The sequence below is a fragment of the Streptomyces sp. NPDC005576 genome (assembly GCF_042871745.1).
Lineage (GTDB): Bacteria > Actinomycetota > Actinomycetes > Streptomycetales > Streptomycetaceae > Streptomyces.
Genome location: NZ_JBIAJC010000002.1, coordinates 611,981 through 630,120, shown reverse-complemented (window position 1 = coordinate 630,120; position 18,140 = coordinate 611,981). Strand labels below are relative to the sequence as shown.

The window sequence follows — 18,140 nt, the reverse complement described above, 5'->3', positions numbered from 1 at the left end:
GACATAGGCGAAGCCGAGCGACAGAGTCGTCCGCACGGCCGAGGGCGGACCTCCGCCCCGCCCGCCGTACGGCGATCGACCAGCATGACGGCCCCCGGGGCCGGACAAGGAGAGGGGGAAGCGCCGACATGCCGACCTGCCCGAACGGACACCAGTCGGGTTCCGAGGACTGGTGCGAGGTCTGCGGACACCGCATGACCGGAGCCGGTACGCCCGGTGCGGTCCCTCCGCCTCCGCCGCCCGCGCCCGGATACGGGTATCCGCAGGGTCCCGGCCCCGGTGGACAGCCGACCGCCGGAGTCGAACTCTGCCCGCAGTGCCGCACCCCGCGTGAGCCCGGTGGGCCGTTCTGCGAGGAGTGCCGGTGGAACTTCCTCACCAACACCGCGACCTCGTACACCCCGCTGGCTCCGCAGCCCGGCGCCGGTGGCGGCCCCGTGCCCGGTCTCAACCTGCCGCCCGGCTTCCAGTCGCAGCCCGGCCCCCGGCAGGCGCCCCCGGCCCCGCACTCCTCGGCCCCACATTCCTCGGCCCCGCAGCCCCCGCAGCCGCGTGACCCGTTCGAGTACCAGGGATCGCGTCCCTCGCAGCTGAACCGTCCGGCGGAGCCGCTCGTACCGGACCGCGACGGCCGCCAGGCACCCCCGAGCGCCTTCCAGCAGGGCCAGCCTGGAGAGCAGGGCCCACAGGGTCAACAGCCCCCGGCCTTCCCGCAGGGGCACCAGGGACAGCAGCAGGCGCCGTTCCCGCAGGGCGGGCAGCCGCAGTTCCCGGGCGCTCCCGGGCAGCCGCCCTTCCAGGGCCAGCAGGGTCAGCAGCAGGGCCCTCCCGGTCAGCCGCTCTTCCCGCAGGGTCAGGGTCAGGGTCAGGCTCAGGGGCAGCACGGCCGGCCGGGCCCGCAGCAGGGTGGTCAGCAGGGTCCGCCGACCGCGTTCCAGCAGAATCAGCCGCCGTCGTTCCAGCAGAGCGCGCCGCCCGCGCCCGGTCCGTCGTCGTCGCCGGAGGCGGACGACTGGATGCTGCCGCCGCCCTCGCAGCAGGCTCAGGCTCAGGCGCCGCACGCCCCCGCGCAGCATCAGCAGCAGCACCCCTTCCAGCAGCAGAGCTCCCAGCAGGTGGCCTTCCCGCCGCCCTTCCCCGGTCAGGGCGGCTTCCCGGGCGCCCAGGCGGGTCCCGGCGCGCAGGGCGGTCCTGGCGGCCAGGCGGGTCCGGGCGGGCAGGAGCCTCAGCGGACCGTCACCTGGACCGCCGTGATCGCGCCCGACCGTGACTACTTCCTGGCGATGATGCAGCGCAGCGGCCCGGAGGCGACCGGGCTGAACCTGCCCGCGTACTCCCCCGAGCAGCACCTCGAACTCGCGGGGAGCCAGATCACCATCGGGCGTCGCCGGCACAGCACCGGCGAGTCGCCCGACATCGACCTCGCGGTGCCGCCGGAGGACCCGGGCGTCTCGCACCAGCACGCGATCCTGGTGAAGCAGCCGGACGGGGGTTGGGCGGTGGTGGACCAGAACTCCACGAACGGCACCACGCTCAACGGCGCCGAGGACCCGATCCAGCCCTACGTACCGGTTCCGCTCCAGGACGGCGACCAGGTGCACGTGGGCGCGTGGACGACGATCACGGTCCGCCGCGGCTGATCCGCCCGCAGTTCGAGCGGGCCCGCACGCCCGCCTCCGGATGGCCCCTCACCGCTCCTCGTGACCGGTGAGGGGCCATACGTACGGGCCCTCCGGGTCGTCCAGCCAGGCCCATTGGCGGCCCCGGTCGACGGTGAGGCCGAAGCGTTCCCGGCCGGGGCGCCCCTCCCCCTCCCAGAGGTTCAGCGCCTCCTCCGCGTCGAGCGAGCCGCCCGCCAGCGTGAGCAGGAACGAGTAGAGGTCGCTCCCCGTCCCGCGCGGAGCCGGGCCGCCGGGGAGCGGAGGCGTCCCGCGCAGGGGTACGAAGAACGCCGGGGTGTGCAGGAAGCGGCCCTCCGCCCGCCGCCCGTCCGCGGTCTCCCGCACCCGCAGCGAGATCAGCCCGGTGGCGAAGGGGGCGAGGATGCGCGCGTCCGGGGCACACTGCGCGAGCCACTCCTCAGGGATCAGCGGCAGCGTGCAGGTCACGATGATCCGGTCGTACGGGCTCCGCCCGGGGCAGCCCCGCGCCCCGTCGCCGGTGACGACCGTGGGGCGGTACCCGGCGGAGGCGAGGTGGCGGCGGGCCGACTCGGTGATCTCGGGGTCCAGATCGACGGTGGTGACCGCCCGGTCGCCGAGCCGGTGGGCGAGGAGCGCCGCGTTGTAGCCGGTCCCCGCGCCGATCTCCAGCACCCTCTGGCCGGCGCGCACGTCCAGTTCTTCGAGCATGAGCGCCATCAGGGAGGGCTGGCTGCTGGAGGAGACGAGTTCGCCGTCCTTCATCCGGGTGGCGAGCGGCCCGTCCGCGTACGCCCCGCGCAGCCACTGCGCGCGGCGTACGGGATCGGCGTCCTCGCACCAGAGGCGTACGCGGCCGAGGAGCCCGCCCTCGTAGTAGTACGGCACGAACAGGTGGCGGGGCACCTCCTCGAAGGCCGCGCGCCAGGCGGGGTCGCGCAGCCCGCCGTCGGCCACGATGAGCCGCACCATGGCCTGCCGGGCCGCGTCCCCCTCGGCTTCGAACGGATCGCGCGTCCCGCGCTCTCGGGCACCCATGCCTCCACTCTCCTGCCGCGATGCCCGGAGGGCGACCGGCGCGTGCGCCCGTCACGGGCGGCCGGGCACCCGCGGGTGGGGGCGGGCGGCGGCGTAGAGGATGTCCCGCAGGCCGGGCAGGGCTTCGCGGTCCTCGCGCCGGACCAGGCGCAGGCCGAGGTCGGCTACGGGGAGATCGAGCCGGATCAGGGTGCCGGTCCGGAGGCTGTCGGCGACCGCGAAGTCCGGCAGCAGCGAGATCCCGAGGCCGTGCTCGGCCCAGGCACGCATACGTCGATGGCCCAACTGCAGTGGGCGGTCACCGCCTACACCGTGGCGTTCGCGGCGCTGCTGCTGTCGGCGGGCGCGGCGGCCGACCGGTACGGTGCCGAGCGGCTCTTCCGGGGCGGGGTGGCGGTGTTCGTCCTCGCGTCCGCGCTCAGCACGGTCGCCCCGGACCTGACCGCGCTGCTGGTGCTCCGGGCGCTGGCGGGGGCCGCCGCGGCGGCGTGCGTACCCGCCTCCATGGCGATGATCGGCCGCCTCTTCCCGGAGCCCGCCGCCCGGGCGCGCGCGATCTCGGTGTGGGCCGCGGTCAGCGGCGCGGCCGTCGCGGCCGGTCCGATCGTCGGGGGCGCCCTGGTCGGGGCGGCCGGATGGCGTGCGGTGTTCCTGGTCAACGTGCCGGTCGGGCTGGTGGTGCTGGCCCTCACGTGGACCCGGGCGGTGGTCTCTCCACGCGGTGCCCGCCGCATCGACTGGGCGGCCCACTCGGCCGCCGCGGTGGCGCTGGCCCTGCTCACGGACGCGCTGATCGCCGCCGGGGCCGGATCCCCGGCCCATGCGGTGTGGTCGGCGGCGGGATGTGCCCTCGCGACGCCGGCTTTCCTCGCACGCGAACGCGCGAGCGGGTCTCCGGTGCTGAACCGGGCTCTGCTGCGGTCCGCCGGAGTCCGTGCCGGACTCCTGGCCGCCGCGGCCGTCGGTTTCGTGCTGGCCGGCTCGCTCTTCGTGCTCCCCCTGCTGCTCCAGCGGCAGCACCATCTGAGTCCGCTGGAGACGGGGCTCGTGTTCCTTCCGCTGACCGTTCCGTTCGCCGCCAATCCACCGTTGACCGGCCGGATCGTGGCGCGCAGGGGCCCCCGGCTCCCCATCCTGACGGGCCTGGCGCTGCTGACCGCCGGTGGCGTGGCGCTCGCCCGGCCGGTCTTCGCCCAGGGCACCTCCCGCTGGCTCGTTCCGGGGCTCCTGCTCACCGGGTTCGGGATCTCCTTCGTCCTGCCCGCCCTCGTCACGGCCGTCGTCCAGGCCGCCCCGGAGGGGACGGCGGCCTCGGCCGGTGGCCTGCTCAACGCGGTACGCCAGGTCGGGGCGACTCTCGGCGTCGCCGTCATGGGTGCCCTCGCCACCCTCCACACCGGATGGGCCCTGCTGCTGTCGGCAGGAGTCTGTGCGTTCGCCGGACTCGTCTTCGCCGCCGCCGGGAGTGGCCGAGGAGTCCTAGGACCCCGGACCTCGTCCGGTACGTCTGCGACCATGGACAGGTGACAGAGAACCCGCACGACACGCTTCAGGAGCAGACCTTCTACGAGCAGGTCGGCGGCGAGGCCACCTTCCGGCGCCTGGTGCACCGCTTCTACGAGGGAGTGGCCGAGGACCCGCTGCTGCGGCCGATGTACCCGGAGAAGGACCTGGGTCCGGCCGAGGAGCGGTTCACGCTCTTCCTGATGCAGTACTGGGGCGGCCCCCGGACGTACAGCGACCACCGGGGGCACCCGCGGCTGCGGATGCGTCACCAGCCCTTCCGGGTGGACCGGGCGGCGCACGACGCCTGGCTCGGACACATGCGGGTCGCCCTGGACGAGCAGGGGCTCCCGCCCGAGCACGAGCAGAAGTTGTGGTCCTACCTCACCTACGCGGCGGCCTCGATGGTGAACACGGCCGAGTGAAGACCGGCGCCTGACGCGGGCGACGTCGCCCCTCCGGCGTCGTTGGCCGCGCGGTGGTTCGGCGCAGGCGGCCCATGCGGTGGCTCAGCGGCGGCCGACGGACAGCTGGAGCGCTCCGAGCCCGCCGCTGCCCTCGGTGCGCAGGGCGACGGAGCCGTACGGGCTGCGCAGGCGCAGCCAGGACCCCGCGGCCAGCAGGCCGACCGGCAGGTCCGGCTGGGGGCGGAGGAAGCCGAGCGACTGGGCCGCGTGCACGGCGCGCAGCGGGAGCGGTGTCCCGCCGACCTGCCGGGACCAGATCTCGCGGCCGATCCGCTCGCGTTCGGCGCGGGTGCGACGGTCCTCGGGGAGGGCCCCGTCGCGGGTGCGGAACTCGCCGACCGCCGTGGTCAGCGCGGAGCGCAGCTCCTGCGGACCCGGCAGTCCGGGGAGTTCGCGCCAGGGGCCGCGCGGCGGCAGCATCCCGGTCCACGGCGGTCCGGTGACGGGGGTGGGCAGGGCGCCGGTACCACCGGCGCCGCCCTCGGGGTCGAGGGTCTCCAGGAACTCCCCCGCCGACACCGTGACGTCGAAGGCCTCGGAACCGGCGGCTCCGGCTCCGGCCAAGCGTGCGGTGCGGATCGCCAGCACGTCGAAGGACGGCGGACGTCCGAACACGGCCAGCGCCCCGCCGGCCGCCTGGAGGCGGACGGCGGCGGCGCGGTCGTAGTGGAGCAGCCGGCCGAGGAAGGCGGCGAGGTCGGCCGCCTCCCCGGCATCGGCGAAGAGCACGGAGTGCACGGGCATCCTCATGCCGTGGCGGGCTCCTGCTCCATGTACTCCTGGAGGAAGAGCTTCTCCTCGGCGGAGATCCGCCGGGGCCGCCCTTCCACCAGGTTGTAGGGCACGACGACCGTGGCGGCCCGTACGTACACCAGGTCCGCGTCCTTGATCTCGTACGCGATCGTCAGTGACGCCGCGCCGATCTTCGTGACCCAGGACTCGACGGTGACCGGCGCGTGGCGGTGGACCAGCGGCCGGAGGTAGTCGATCTCGTGGCGGGCGACGACGGAACCGCCCGCGAAGGACGGCGAACCGTCCCCCGGCGCGAGCCGGAACATGAAGTCGATGCGCGCCTCCTCCAGGTAGCGGAGGAAGACCACGTTGTTGACGTGGCCGAAGGCGTCCATGTCCGACCAGCGGAGCGGGCAGGGGTAGAGGTGACGGGCCACGGTGATCAGCCCCGGGTGAGCTTCTTGTACGTGGCGCGGTGCGGGCGGGCCGCGTCCGCACCGAGGCGCTCGACCTTGTTCTTCTCGTACGACTCGAAGTTGCCCTCGAACCAGTACCACTTGGAGTCACCCTCGTACGCCAGGATGTGCGTGGCGACGCGGTCCAGGAACCAGCGGTCGTGGGAGATGACCACCGCGGCGCCGGGGAACTCCAGCAGCGCGTTCTCCAGCGAGGAGAGGGTCTCGACGTCCAGGTCGTTGGTGGGCTCGTCGAGGAGCAGCAGGTTGCCGCCCTCCTTGAGCGTCAGCGCGAGGTTCAGGCGGTTGCGCTCACCACCGGAGAGGACACCGGCCGGCTTCTGCTGGTCCGGGCCCTTGAAGCCGAACGCGGAGACGTACGCCCGCGAAGGCATCTCGACCTGGCCCACGTTGATGTAGTCCAGCTCGTCCGAGACGACGGCCCAGAGGGTCTTCTTCGGGTCGATGTTGGCGCGGGACTGGTCGACGTACGAGATCTTGACCGTCTCGCCGACCTTGACCGAACCGGAGTCCGGCGTCTCCAGGCCCTGGATCATCTTGAAGAGCGTGGTCTTGCCCGCGCCGTTCGGGCCGATGATGCCGACGATGCCGTTGCGCGGCAGCGTGAACGACAGGTCGTCGATCAGGACCTTGTCGCCGAAGGCCTTCGAGAGGTGCTCGACCTCGACCACGATGGAACCGAGGCGCGGGCCCGGCGGGATCTGGATCTCCTCGAAGTCCAGCTTCCGCATCTTGTCGGCCTCGGCAGCCATCTCCTCGTAACGCGCGAGGCGGGCCTTGGACTTGGTCTGGCGGCCCTTGGCGTTGGACCGGACCCACTCCAGCTCTTCCTTGAGGCGCTTCTGGCGCTTCTCGTCCTTGCGGCCCTCGACCTTGAGGCGGGTGGCCTTCTTCTCGAGGTACGTGGAGTAGTTGCCCTCGTAGGCGATGGCGCGGCCGCGGTCCAGCTCGAGGATCCACTCGGCGACGTTGTTGAGGAAGTACCGGTCGTGGGTCACGGCGATGACGCAGCCCGCGTACTTCGAGAGGTGCTGCTCCAGCCAGTTCACCGACTCGGCGTCGAGGTGGTTGGTGGGCTCGTCGAGCAGGAGGAGGTCGGGCGCCTCGATGAGGAGCTTGCAGAGCGCCACGCGGCGCTTCTCGCCACCGGAGAGGTTGGTCACGGGCCAGTCGCCGGGCGGGCAGCCCAGGGCGTCCATGGCCTGTTCCAGCTGGGCGTCCAGGTCCCACGCGTTTGCGTGGTCCAGGTCCTCCTGGAGCTTGCCCATCTCGTCCAGCAGCGCGTCGGAGTAGTCGGTCGCCATGAGCTCGGCGACCTCGTTGAAGCGCGTGAGCTTGCCCATGATCTCGGCGGCGCCGTCCTGCACGTTCTGCAGGACGGTCTTCTCCTCGTCGAGCTTCGGCTCCTGCATGAGGATGCCGACGCTGAAGCCGGGCGAGAGGTACGCCTCACCGTTGGACGGCTGTTCCAGGCCGGCCATGATCTTGAGCACCGTGGACTTACCGGCACCGTTGGGGCCGACGACGCCGATCTTCGCGCCGGGCAGGAAGTTCAGGGTGACGTCATCCAGAATCACCTTGTCGCCGTGCGCCTTGCGCGTCTTGCGCATGGTGTAGATGAACTCAGCCAAGAGAAACCGTCCGGCAGCAATAGAGGTGTGGGCAGATACACCCCATCTTGCCTGACGTCCACCCTGCGGGGGAAACCCGTCCCGCCCGGGGACGTTGACCTGCGAGGTCGCGAGGGCGGGCGGGACGGCGGGTGGGGCGGGCGCACGGCGAGAAAGTACGCGGGGTACGCGGCGGACCCCGGCATCCGCGAAGGCCCCGCACTCCCGTGAATCCGGGTGTGCGGGGCCTTCGGTCGTACGGGGTGCTGCTGCTGTACGGCTGTCGCAGCGGTACGGCTACCGGGTGGTGCGCACGGTCACCGCGCGCACCCGGCGGCCACTACTGGGCTGCGGCGGCCGACTTCTTGCGGCGGAGGAAGAACACCGCTCCGCCACCGAGCACGACGAGCGCCACGGCGACACCCGCGATGATCGGGGTCGCGCTGGAGCCACCGGTGGCGGCGAGGTCGCCCTCACCACCGCCGGTCACGTCGCCGGCGGCGACGGTCGCGGCCGGGCTCGGCGAGGCGCCGGTCTGGGTGTCGGTGCCCTCGTTGCCGCCCGGGGCCGGGGTGGCCGCGGTGACGCAGTCGAGGACGCCCTTGAAGTTCTGCTCGAAGCCGCCCGCACCGGTGACGGTGAAGTCGTACGCCGCGTCCTCGGCGACGGGGACCGTCACGGTCTTCGTGCCGCCGGCCTCGACGGTGTACTCGGTGCCGGAGATGGTGAAGGTGAACGGCTGGTCACCGTTGTTGCTCGCGGTGACGTCCACTCCGCCCTTGGCGCAGTTCTTCTGCGCGGTCACGGCGGGGACCGGACCCTTGGCGGCCCAGGTGGCGGCGGCCTGCGCGGAGACGACGGACTCACTGGAACCGGCCAGGATCTGCGTCTGGCTCGTGGTCGTCACGCCGGTGAAGACACGGCCGACCGGCACCGAGGTGGTGGCCTGGACGGTGAGCGAGGTGGAACCGTCCGCAGCGCCCTTCGGCACGTCGAAGTAGAGCTCGGTGCCGTCGGTCGCCGTCGAGACGGGGTTGCCGTCCTTGTCGGTGATCTTGACGCCGCTGGCTACGGCGTCGGCGGGCGGGGCCACCGTGGCCTCGGCCGCGTCGGTGTGGACGGTGACCGGGCCGAGCAGGCCGCCGGCCTGGCCGGAGACCGCGGCGGGGCTCAGGGTGAGCGACGCCTGGGGCTCGGTCGAGTCCTGGGCCGCGCCCTGGAGGTAGTCGGCGAGCTTCTCGGCGTCGTCGTTCACCGCGGTGACGTCGGCGTTGTCCGAGAAGCGCCAGATGGCGACCTGGGTGCCGGCGGCAGCGGTGCCCTCGGTGAGCGGGCCGGTCTTGGCCGCCTTGGCGAGCGAGGCGAGGTCGTCGACCTGCGGGTAGGAGTGCTCGAGGATCCAGCGGATGCGGCCGGCGTTCGCGTTCTTACCGAGCGAGGACTGCGCCCAGGGGGTCTCCTTGTACTCCGCGTTCCCCTGGGTGGGGTTGTGGATGTCGATGCAGTACGTCTTGAGCGTGCCGCCACCGTCGACGGTCATCTCGAAGAGACCGGCGGACACCGACTTGACCCCCTTGTCCGTCTTGATCTTGGCGCCGTCGTACGTCTTCAGCCCGTCCAGGACGGCGAGCGCGCCGCCCGGCTGCTGAGGTGCCGCGTCGTCGGCTGCCGCCGTGCCCGCGCCGGCGAGTGCACCCGCCGCGACGAGACCGGTGACCAGCGCGGTGGAGGCGAGACGGACGAGCCCGTTGCCCCGTCCCCACAGCGGCCGACGCACGCCCGAACCGGCACGGAGGGCCGGACCGGTCGCCATGCCGGAGTCTTGAAGCGCTGAAATTTCAGAAAACGCAGAAGTCACAGAATTCCCCTCCGGGCGGGGCCCTCGCGCTCGGTGCGCGTGTGGGGAGTGCCCCGCCGACAGACTCAAGTGCCCATGAGTACGGGGGGAATCCTATGGACGGAGGCCGGAACTGCTCCCCCGTCTTACTGTCGTACAAGCATTCCGAATCGCAATCGTTATGACTTCCTCTCCTGCCCCATGGGGCGCGAGGGAAACCATCAGCACCCCGTCACCACGCGTTCACCCAAAGCGTTTCGGTTTCATCGAGAAGTCGACACGAGCCCTGCCGCGCTCTTCTGACCGGTCATCGGAGGCTGCTGCCCTTCGGCCGCCCGCGGCGGTCCGGTCGCCCTCGGGCCGGCAGCCGCCTCCTCCTCGGGGTCCCTCTCCCAGGACGGGCCGTCACCGGCGGATTCGCTCGCGAAAACCGGACCGCCCGCGTCCCCTCCTCCCGGCACCATCCCGAGCCCCGCCCCCGGCCCCGCCCCTGCCCCGGCCCCCGGCCCTCCTCCTGGGCCTCCGGGGCCTCCGGGGCCTCCGCGGCCGGGGGCGGGGCCAACACCGTTGCCCACAAACAGTGCTGGGCCCACTCCCGTGCCCGGCCCCGCGGGCCCCGTACCCGGCCCTGCGGGCCCCGTACCTGCCTCGGCGCCGTACGGCGGCTCGCGTCGGACCGCGCGCCGGAAGGCTGCGGTCCCCCGGCTCAGGTCGTGCCCCACCGCTACCGCCTCGACATCCACGAACGTCTTTCGCGCACCTTCGCGTTCCTCCTCCCGGACCTTCAGCCGACCGTGCACCAGCAGGGGTTCGCCCACGGAGACCGAGGCCGCCACGTTCGACGCGAGGCTCCGCCACGCCCACACGGTGTAGAAGCTCGTCCGCCCGTCGGCCCAGAGCTGTTTCTCCCGGTCCCAGCGGCGCGGCGTGACGGCGAGGCGGAACCGGGCCATCCCGCCCGAGGCCGTCTCCCGCCGCCGGTCCCGGGTACGGGCCGGAGCGAGGACTCCATGCTGGACGAGGCGCGGCGATCCTGTCGGGGCCTGTGGATTACCGGCCGGTTGTGGACAACTCCGTCACCGCCCCGTACCGCTCACGCACTTCGCGGTAGCGGGCGAGCTCGGCCGCCACCGGATCGAGCACCCTCGCACGACCGCATCCGGCCGCCGCGTCCCGCAGTCGCCGCTCGACCTCCTGCCCGTACCGCCGCGCCGGCCCCCGCGCGGCCGCGGCGCACGCCCACTCCACGAGCGGGCCCCCGAGGACTCCGGCGAGCATCACGAGAGCGGGGACGATCAGTCCCGGTGCCAGCACTCCGGCGATCTGGCCGACCAGCCACAGCCCGCCGAAGATCTGCAGCAACGTCATGGACGCCTGGACCACCACCGCCGCCGGCCACCACCTGGGGCGCGCCGGCTTGGCAGGTCGGGCGAGGGGCAGCGGCGAGCCTCCGACGCTGCCGACGCCGGACTCCGTACGCGCCCCTCGGGGCCGCCTCCGCCCGAACCGGCCCGGCGGGCGCCTGCGCCCGGCCCCGCGCGCAGGCGCCGCCGGGCCCACCGCCTCGTCCGCAGCACCGGCCCCGCGCGCGTCGGCCCACACCTCGTCGGCTCCGGAGGCTGCTGCCTCGCTTCCCGTACCGCTCCCCGTACCGCCGCCGGCCCGCCGACCCCGGGCGGGTGCGGCCGAACCGTTCATCTCCGCCAGTCCGTCCAGGGCCTCGGACAGTCCCTTCGCCCCGTTGTACGCGGCCTCGCGCACGGCCTGGGCCCACGGGTCCGGGAGCCCTGCGGCGGCATCGTCCGCCACGATCCGTACCGCCTGCTCGACCCGTTGCCGCGCGGTCGCCTGCTCCTCCTCGCGCGGCGGGGTCAGGACCTGGCCCATCCGTTCCAGGCCGCCGAGCCTGCGCGTGGACTCGTACCAGCGCCAGAGCCGCAGCCACGGGGTACCGCAGGCCCGGCCCGCGTTCCGGCGCCACTCCCGCTCGGCCGCCTGTCCGGCCGCCGAGGCACCGACCGCGTCGGCGAGCCGGTCGGTGAACTCCTCCCGCGCCCCCTCGCCCAGACCGGGCCGTCCCTCCGCGACGTACACCGGGCGCAGCCGCGCGGCGGCGGCGTCCACGTCGGCGGAGAGCCTTCGCTGGGCGGCCGTACGCGCCTGAACGAACTTCCCCAACATCTCGCGCAGTTCGCCCACTCCTTCCCCGGTGAGGGCGGAGAGGGCGAGCACGGTGGCGCCGGGGTCACCGTGCTCGCCCACCGCCATGCCGTCCTCGTCGAGCAGTCGGCGCAGGTCGTCGAGGACCAGGTCGGCGGCCTCGCCGGGGAGCCGGTCGATCTGGTTGAGCACGACGAAGCTGACTTCCGCGTGTCCCGCGAGGGGGCGCAGATAGCGCTCGTGCAGGGCCGCGTCGCCGTACTTCTCCGGGTCCACGACCCAGACCACCGCGTCCACGAGTGCGAGGACCCGGTCCACCTGCTCCCTGTGTCCGGGGGCCGCCGAGTCGTGGTCGGGGAGGTCCACCAGAACGAGGCCCTGGAGCGCCGCGTCGGCCGCCGCCGTCCCCGGCTGCGGCCTGCGGCGGAGCCGGCCCGGGATCGCCAGCCGGTCGAGGAGGCCGGCCGCCCCGTCCGTCCAGCTGCACGCGATCGGGGAGGAGGTGGTCGGCCGTCGTACCCCGGTGTCGGAGATCTGGCTTCCCGCGAGGGCGTTGAACAGGGAGGACTTCCCGCTGCCCGTCGCTCCGGCGAGGGCGACCACGGTGTGCCGGGCCGAGAGCCGCTGCCGGGCGGCGGCCTCTTCGAGTACCCGGCCCGCCTCGGCGAGCGTCCCCTGGTCGAGCCGCGCGCGGGAGAGCCCGACCAGCTCGCGCAGCGCCTCGAGCCGCGGCTTGAGGGCGCCGCCGGACGGTACGTACGCCTCCACCTCGGGCCCCGGTTCGTCCTTCGCCACCGCCCGTTCTCGCACATACCCCTTGGCCCGGAAATCCTTGGCCCGGAAGGCCGCGGCCTTGCGGGCGATCAGCCCGTCGTCCCAGTGCGAGGGCACGCCCGCCGGGGTGACGGCGGTGACCCGCGGGTCCAGCTCACCGGCAGCTCCGGGTACGCCCCCTCGCTCTCCGGGCGCGTCCACCGCCCCGGGCACGTCCCGGTCCACCTCCCTGGGGGCCTCCGCGCCCACCACCCTGGGGGCGTCCGCGCCCACCGCCGTCGCCGGCCCGGGAGCGCCCGCGTTCCGGGCCGTACGCACCGCCCCCGGGCCCTTCTGGGCGCCGCCGACCGTGGCACGGGGCCAGCCCCGGGCGGCATGACCCCCCGGGCCGTCGCCGGACTCCTCCGGTGCCCTCACGTCGGTCCTCCCGCCGCTCGTGTCCTCCCCGACCCGCTCCCGGTCGCCCTGCCGCTCCTGCTCCGGATCGTCCTGCGGGCGACCCGGGTCACCCTGCTCCCGGCCTCGATCACCGTGCTCCCGGACCCGATCGTCCCGATCCCGGCACCGACCGTCCTGTTCCCAGCCCCGATCGTCCTGTCCCCGGCCCTGATCCACGACGGCAGTCATCGCTGCCTCCTCTCCTTCTGCAACACGGACAGTGCGGCGATCAGCTCTGCTTGCGGTTCGGGCGCGATGTCGAGCGCGTCGAGCGGGGCGAGCCGCCGTTCCCGCTCGACCCGCAGCACCTGTTCCAGATAGCTGGTGAGGAGAGCGCCGCCCTTGTCCCGCAACCGCAGGGCTCCCTGGGCGCCGATGCGTTCGGCGAGCTGCTCCCCGGCGCTGCGGGCGCGGCGCCCGCCGAGCAGAGCCGCGGCGAGCAGCGCGGCGACGGTCTCCGGGTCCGGCGCGACGCTGCGGTCGAGCCGGCCCACCTCCTCCTCGGCCAGCTCTTCGACGACCCGACGCCACCGGCGTACCGCCACCGCGATGCGGCCCTCGACGTCAGCCGCCGGACCCCAGCCGACGCCCTCCCTGTTGGTGCTGCCGGTGCTGCCGGTGCTCTCGAAGCGGAAGGCCGCAGCGGCCGGATCACGCCGCCAGGCCGTACGGATCTTTTCGTCGGCGGCGGCGACGGCGCACTGGATGAGCGCGACCAGGCTCTCCACCAGCGCTTCCAGCACCTCGCAGGCCGAACTGTCGAGCGGGTACCCGCGCCACCGCGTCCGGGCGTCACCCGCCAGTACAGCCCCGTTCCCGAGCCGGCGGCGAATCCGCTCAGCCTCCCTCTCGTACGCGTCCTCGACCGCGCCGGTGAGCCGGACGGCCGCCGCGTACTGCTGGGCGACGGCCCCGGCCAGCGCGGGAATCCGTACGTTCAGCGAATCGACGACCCCGGACGCCGTACGCCCCACGGCCTGCTGGCGGGCAGCAGGGTCCTGGACCCGGTGGGTGAGCCAGGCGCGCAACGGGGCGACAGCCGTGGTGGGGAGCAGCCCACTGGCGCCGCCCGCCGACTCGGGCAGCTCGGGGATGGTGAAGCGCGGTACGTCCCCGAGCCCTGCCCGGGTCATCAGCGCCGCGTACTGGCGGGAGACCTCCCCCACCACCTGGTGCGGCACCCGGTCGAGCACGCTGACCAGTGAAGCGTCGTACTCCTTCGCCGTACGCAGGATGTGCCAGGGCACCGCGTCGGCGTACCGGGACGCCGTGGTCACCATCACCCAGACGTCGGCCGCGCAGATGAGTTCGGCGGCGAGGACCCGGTTGCGTTCGACGAGCGAGTCGATGTCGGGGGCGTCGAGCAGTGCGAGCCCGCGCGGCAGGCTCAGCACCGTCTCGATCCGCAGCTCCTGGGCGGCCCCGCGGGTCCGCCCGACACCCACCTCGTCGATCCCGTCCGCCTCGGCCCCCCGCCCCGGCGGCAGCCAGACCCGGATCAGCTCGGGCAGCACCCGTACGTCCGCGAACCAGTGGTGGTCGTCCGGGTGGCAGACCAGCACCGGCGTCCGGGTCGTCGGCCGCAGCACCCCGGCCTCGCTGACCCGGCACCCGACGAGCGAGTTGACCAACGTGGACTTCCCCGCCCCGGTGGACCCGCCGATCACCGCGAGCAGGGGCGCCTCGGGGGCTCTGAGCCGGGGCAGCAGGTAGTCGTCGAGCTGCGCGAGGAGTTCGGCCCTGGTCTGCCGGGCCCGTTCCGTCCCCGGGAGCGGTAGTGGGAGACGCACGGCAGCGACACGGTCGCGCAGGGCGGAGAGTGCGTCGATGAGCTGAGGCCGTACATCCAAGGTCACCACATGCGAAGAATGCCCGCTTTTGGCGCCTTTTTGAAGCGTATGGCTACCCGTGCGCGGCGGTTCCACCCCGAGAGGCAGGGGGGACCTGCACAGCGCGGGCATAACGAGTGCACAACACCCGCCTGTTCCGGCCCGAAAACCGGTGCGCGATCCGCACCCAGCTGCGATTATCGGTTCGCTTCACCGAACCTCCACAAGGTGCCACGCAGGCGAAGCAACCGGGACACCGCGCCAAGAGCCCTATCCTTGTCCCGGCACGGCCAGGGACTCCCCCACAACGGAGCCCCGTCCGCCACCACCCACACCCGGCCCCCGTAGCTCAGTGGATAGAGCAGGCGCCTTCTAAGCGCTTGGCCGCAGGTTCGAGTCCTGCCGGGGGCACCGCCTAGAGCCCTCCCCAGCGGGAGGGCTTTTCGCAGGTCAGGGTACCTTTTGCTGGTTACGGCGAGGCCCCGGACACTCCCCCGATGATCAAGGGAAAGTCCGGGGCCGTACGGCTGTCACCGGGTTTTTGCGGGTGCCCGAGTCGAATACGAGTCGAAGTTCTCAGCGGACAATCAACCGGCAGACGGTCACTCCGGAAGGTCCCCCGCCGCTTCGAGGCGCTTCTTGAGATCCGGTAGCTGTCCTTCGACGCACCGCGCATAAGTGGCCAGGAGCACCGGAACACTGTTGCCCGCCCAGTCGGCGACCTGGGCCGGCGGAACCCCGTCATTCAGCCACTTCGTCAGACGCGTGTGGCGGTTGTCGTACACGCGCCTGCCGGTAGGCGACTCGATGACATGAGGGGGCAACACCGCCTCGCGCGCAGTGCGCCAGGCCCGCCGGATCACGGAGCCCGCGAGGACGCCCCCTGTTTCTCCCTGGAAGAGCAGATCACTCGGCTGTAGCTTTTCGTCCTCGATGTGTTGCCGCAGAACCCGCGTCAGGGCGGGGTGTCCCGGTACCGTGCGCGTCTCCCCCTCGGCACGGCCCTTGAGGTCGCGCTCTTCGTGGATCTTCCCGGTGTCGGTCCACTGCTTGCCCACCTCCGGGGTCGCCGTGTGGATCAGCAGCTCACACCACTGGTCCGCGGCACCGAGCGCGGGCAGCGACACATCCTTGGCCCGCATGGCCACGGCTTCCTCAGGTCGCAGACCGCAGTAGTACAAGGTCGCGAAGAAGGCGTGCAGCCGCTTGCCACCGCGAGGCCGCCGCCGTATCCAGTCGAGCAGAGCGCCCGCCTGATCCGAGTTCATCAGGGACCGTTTGTCGACGGCGTTCGTGGTCTTGGCGACAACCGTCGCGTCCTTCCCCTTGGGGAGCGGATTGTCCCGAAGAACACGCTTCCGAATCGCGTACTTCATGACCACGTTGAGGATGCGACGGTGCCGCTTGCGGGACCACGCGGCAGCCTGCTTGCCGTCAAGGCGCGTGTCGACGGCTCGTAGAACCTCATCCACCTTGCCAGGGTCTTCCCAGGTCGAGACGGGCAGCGAGTTCCGCTCCACCCAACGAAGGATGGTGGCCACGTCGTCAGGGGCCGTGTCCCGCCGGTTCGTGTTGAACGCCCACTCACGCAGCGCGGTACGCACCGCCACCGGCTCGAACTGGGCAGGGCGGGTGCGCAGAAGCGCGATGGTGGTCGCGGTCAGCGTCTTCGCGAGGTTCTTCCGGCTGTTGCCACCGAGTTGGGACCACCGCGCGTCCACGTACTCGGTGGCGAAGGCGTACCAGCTCACGGCGGCGGACTTCGAACGGTGCGAGACGGGCAGGCCGGTCGCGATGACGAACGCCTCGCCCTTGCCCGTCGCCGTGATGAGTCCGGAGCGGAAGCCCTCGGCCAGGGCGACGGTGTCGAACGTCTCGCGCCAGCGCTTCCCTGCCACCTCCCAGCGCACGGTGTAGGTGGTCTTCCGGGCACCCTTATAGGAAATGATCTTGATGACCTTGACGTCGTACGTCGTCTCCATCAGGCGGCGTCCTCACGGTCGTCAAGCCAGTGGTCGAGGTCGAGCCGTCGAATCCTCAGGTCGCCGTTCGGCAGCTTGATGCAGCGGGGCGCCCGGCGCTTGGCCCGCCAGTCGTAGAAGGTCGAGCGCGAAACGGCCAGTTCGTCACAGACCTCGGCCAGGGTGAGCAGCGCAGTGCGGGAGCGAACGGCGGTGGTCATGACCGACTCCCTTCGCTCCGGAGGGCGTCACGGGCGGTCTCCCGGTTGAGCTGGAGGTCCCGGGCGATGGTGGCGGCGAGGGCGGTTTCGCCCGGGGTGTGGCCATGGCCGGCGTACTGCCAGTCGGTCAGGACGAGGACGGTGTCCGGCTCCCGATCGTCGAGGTCGAGGACGGGTGCTTCCTGAGCGGCGCGGTAGTCGGCGCGAGCTTGGCGGAGGGCGCCGAGGGTGGTCGAGTACGTGCGCGACTTGGACGAGAAGTGCCCGCGGAAGCCGAGCATGTGCGCCCACGCCCAGATGCGCCGGTCCGGGTAGAGCGGGTCCAGGTCGCGGCAGGCGGTGATGAGGCGCCGGGTGTGGTCGGGGACTCCGTAGCGGTCCAGTTCGGAGAGTTCGCCGATGCGGCGGTCCAGAGTGCCGGTGTTCTCGGCGGCCTTGGTGGCGTACTTCGCCACGTAGGAGGCGACGGCCTGTTCGCTGAGGTCGGAGCCGCCGTCGAAGGCTTTCACCGGACGCACGTCGAGCTGTCGGCCCCATCGGAAGGTACGGGCAGGCTGGTCGCCGGAAGCGGGGATCGAGACCGAGGTGTACGTGTGCGCGGCTGCGGCACGTATCGCGTCGGTCAGGAGCGCGACCGTGGCCCACGCGGGCGGAGGCGTCCCCGGACCGGCCGGACCGTCGAGGCGTACGACCGCGTGGAAGTGCAGAGCGCCGCGCTTCTGGAACTCGGCGACCTTGCCGTACGAGAGGCGGACATGGGCCGCGAGTTCACTTCGCGGCAGGCCGGCGCGGGCGGCGAGTTCGCGGCGGAGCCGGGTGGTGAAGCGCTGCCAGAGCTGTCCGGCGAGGTTGTTGAAGAGCACGGCGCCCGCGTAGTCGTAGGTGGCGGGGTCGAGGGCGGCTCCCAACTCCGTCGAGTTGACGTTGTGGGAGGTGCCGCAGCGGCAGGCGCCGTGATCGGGCCGGTTGTGGACCGGGCCGAACGAGGGAGCCGTGAGGGTGGCGAAGACGCGCGGGTGGTCGCGGACGCTCGCCGGGATGTCTCGGCGGTCGTCCCCGGCCAGTCCGGCGCGGATCAGGTGGTAGGTGTCGCCCGCGTAGGTCCACGCGCAGGAGGGGCAGCGGGACGCGCGGCGGTTTCCGCAGGCGATGCGGAGGCGTCCGCCCGGTTCGCCCGCCGTGGAGTAGTGGTGCAGGCTCTCGCCGGTGGTCTTGTCCTTGTGGAGGACCCAGCCGCTCAGGTGGATCGGGTCGGCGCAGCCGCCGGTGCGGCGGATCTGTTCCTCCCAGCGGTTGTAGCCGGGGTCCGAGGCGACCCGGAGCACGTCACCGAGGACGATCGGGTCGAGCGGTCGGACAGGTGCGTGCGCATTCTTCGCCGTGAATGGGGCCCGGTGGGGCATGCTGAAGGTTCCTTCCGGTTGCGAGATCGGACGGGTACGGCTCCCGGGCGG

14 protein-coding genes, 1 tRNA gene and 1 pseudogene are annotated in these 18,140 nt (G+C 72.6%); 4 read left to right on the top strand and 12 right to left on the bottom strand.

What is annotated here, in order from left to right:
• Positions 1 to 128 precede the first annotated feature (128 nt).
• A complete protein-coding gene (locus tag ACFYPN_RS06140; protein ID WP_358763397.1) occupies positions 129 to 1,640 on the top strand; it encodes an FHA domain-containing protein in 1,512 nt (503 codons plus the stop codon).
• 48 nt (positions 1,641 to 1,688) lie between these two features.
• Here ACFYPN_RS06140 and ACFYPN_RS06135 read toward each other — a convergent pair whose 3' ends face one another.
• Together ACFYPN_RS06135 and ACFYPN_RS06130 are read right to left on the bottom strand one after the other, a co-directional pair.
• Positions 1,689 to 2,678, bottom strand: a complete 990-nt coding sequence (locus ACFYPN_RS06135) for a methyltransferase domain-containing protein (protein WP_358763395.1) — start codon at positions 2,676 to 2,678, stop codon at positions 1,689 to 1,691.
• A gap of 51 nt (positions 2,679 to 2,729) precedes the next feature.
• On the bottom strand, positions 2,730 to 2,948 hold the full coding sequence (locus ACFYPN_RS06130; protein WP_358763393.1) for a LysR substrate-binding domain-containing protein: 219 nt from the start codon (positions 2,946 to 2,948) through the stop codon (positions 2,730 to 2,732).
• A 6-nt stretch (positions 2,949 to 2,954) separates the two neighbouring features.
• Here ACFYPN_RS06130 and ACFYPN_RS06125 point away from each other — a divergent pair, with 6 nt between their 5' ends.
• Positions 2,955 to 4,205, top strand: coding sequence for an MFS transporter (locus tag ACFYPN_RS06125; RefSeq protein ID WP_358763392.1), 1,251 nt, complete (start codon positions 2,955 to 2,957; stop codon positions 4,203 to 4,205).
• Positions 4,202 to 4,606, top strand: coding sequence for a globin (locus ACFYPN_RS06120; RefSeq protein ID WP_358763390.1), 405 nt, complete (start codon positions 4,202 to 4,204; stop codon positions 4,604 to 4,606). Before ACFYPN_RS06125 ends, ACFYPN_RS06120 begins: the two co-directional genes overlap by 4 nt.
• 84 nt (positions 4,607 to 4,690) lie before the next feature.
• Here the strand turns inward: ACFYPN_RS06120 and ACFYPN_RS06115 are convergent, their stop codons facing one another.
• The 7 genes and pseudogenes from ACFYPN_RS06115 to ACFYPN_RS06085 all read right to left on the bottom strand — a co-directional run bounded on the left by ACFYPN_RS06115 (position 4,691) and on the right by ACFYPN_RS06085 (position 14,525).
• Positions 4,691 to 5,398, bottom strand: a complete 708-nt coding sequence (locus ACFYPN_RS06115; protein WP_358763388.1) for a hypothetical protein — start codon at positions 5,396 to 5,398, stop codon at positions 4,691 to 4,693.
• The gene (locus ACFYPN_RS06110; RefSeq protein WP_358763386.1) at positions 5,395 to 5,817 is read right to left on the bottom strand and encodes a thioesterase family protein; all 423 of its coding nucleotides are present in this window, start codon (positions 5,815 to 5,817) and stop codon (positions 5,395 to 5,397) included. The genes ACFYPN_RS06115 and ACFYPN_RS06110 overlap by 4 nt, the downstream gene beginning before the upstream one ends.
• A 5-nt stretch (positions 5,818 to 5,822) precedes the next feature.
• Entirely contained in the window at positions 5,823 to 7,487 is a 1,665-nt protein-coding gene (gene ettA / locus ACFYPN_RS06105) for an energy-dependent translational throttle protein EttA (protein ID WP_358763384.1), read from the bottom strand.
• A 319-nt stretch (positions 7,488 to 7,806) separates the two neighbouring features.
• Positions 7,807 to 9,279: a Cys-Gln thioester bond-forming surface protein gene (locus ACFYPN_RS06100; protein ID WP_358763382.1), complete on the bottom strand. Its 1,473-nt coding sequence runs from the start codon at positions 9,277 to 9,279 to the stop codon at positions 7,807 to 7,809.
• Positions 9,280 to 9,965: 686 nt separating this feature from the next.
• A pseudogene (locus ACFYPN_RS06095) lies at positions 9,966 to 10,256 on the bottom strand (single-stranded DNA-binding protein); the annotation flags it as partial.
• A 97-nt stretch (positions 10,257 to 10,353) separates the two neighbouring features.
• Entirely contained in the window at positions 10,354 to 12,864 is a 2,511-nt protein-coding gene (locus tag ACFYPN_RS06090) for a GTPase (protein WP_389296912.1), read from the bottom strand.
• A complete protein-coding gene (locus tag ACFYPN_RS06085) occupies positions 12,861 to 14,525 on the bottom strand; it encodes an ATP-binding protein (RefSeq protein WP_389296980.1) in 1,665 nt (554 codons plus the stop codon). Before ACFYPN_RS06085 ends, ACFYPN_RS06090 begins: the two co-directional genes overlap by 4 nt.
• Before the next feature lie 317 nt (positions 14,526 to 14,842).
• Here ACFYPN_RS06085 and ACFYPN_RS06080 point away from each other — a divergent pair.
• A tRNA-Arg gene (locus tag ACFYPN_RS06080) sits at positions 14,843 to 14,915 on the top strand.
• Positions 14,916 to 15,106: 191 nt separating this feature from the next.
• Here ACFYPN_RS06080 and ACFYPN_RS06075 read toward each other — a convergent pair.
• The 3 genes from ACFYPN_RS06075 to repSA are packed head-to-tail and all read right to left on the bottom strand — an operon-like array spanning position 15,107 to position 18,089.
• Positions 15,107 to 16,486: a tyrosine-type recombinase/integrase gene (locus ACFYPN_RS06075; RefSeq protein WP_389296910.1), complete on the bottom strand. Its 1,380-nt coding sequence runs from the start codon at positions 16,484 to 16,486 to the stop codon at positions 15,107 to 15,109.
• Positions 16,486 to 16,686, bottom strand: coding sequence for a helix-turn-helix domain-containing protein (locus tag ACFYPN_RS06070; protein WP_358765289.1), 201 nt, complete (start codon positions 16,684 to 16,686; stop codon positions 16,486 to 16,488). Before ACFYPN_RS06070 ends, ACFYPN_RS06075 begins: the two co-directional genes overlap by 1 nt.
• Positions 16,683 to 18,089: a replication initiator protein RepSA gene (gene repSA, locus ACFYPN_RS06065; protein ID WP_389296908.1), complete on the bottom strand. Its 1,407-nt coding sequence runs from the start codon at positions 18,087 to 18,089 to the stop codon at positions 16,683 to 16,685. The genes ACFYPN_RS06070 and repSA overlap by 4 nt, the downstream gene beginning before the upstream one ends.
• Positions 18,090 to 18,140: the final 51 nt, after the last annotated feature.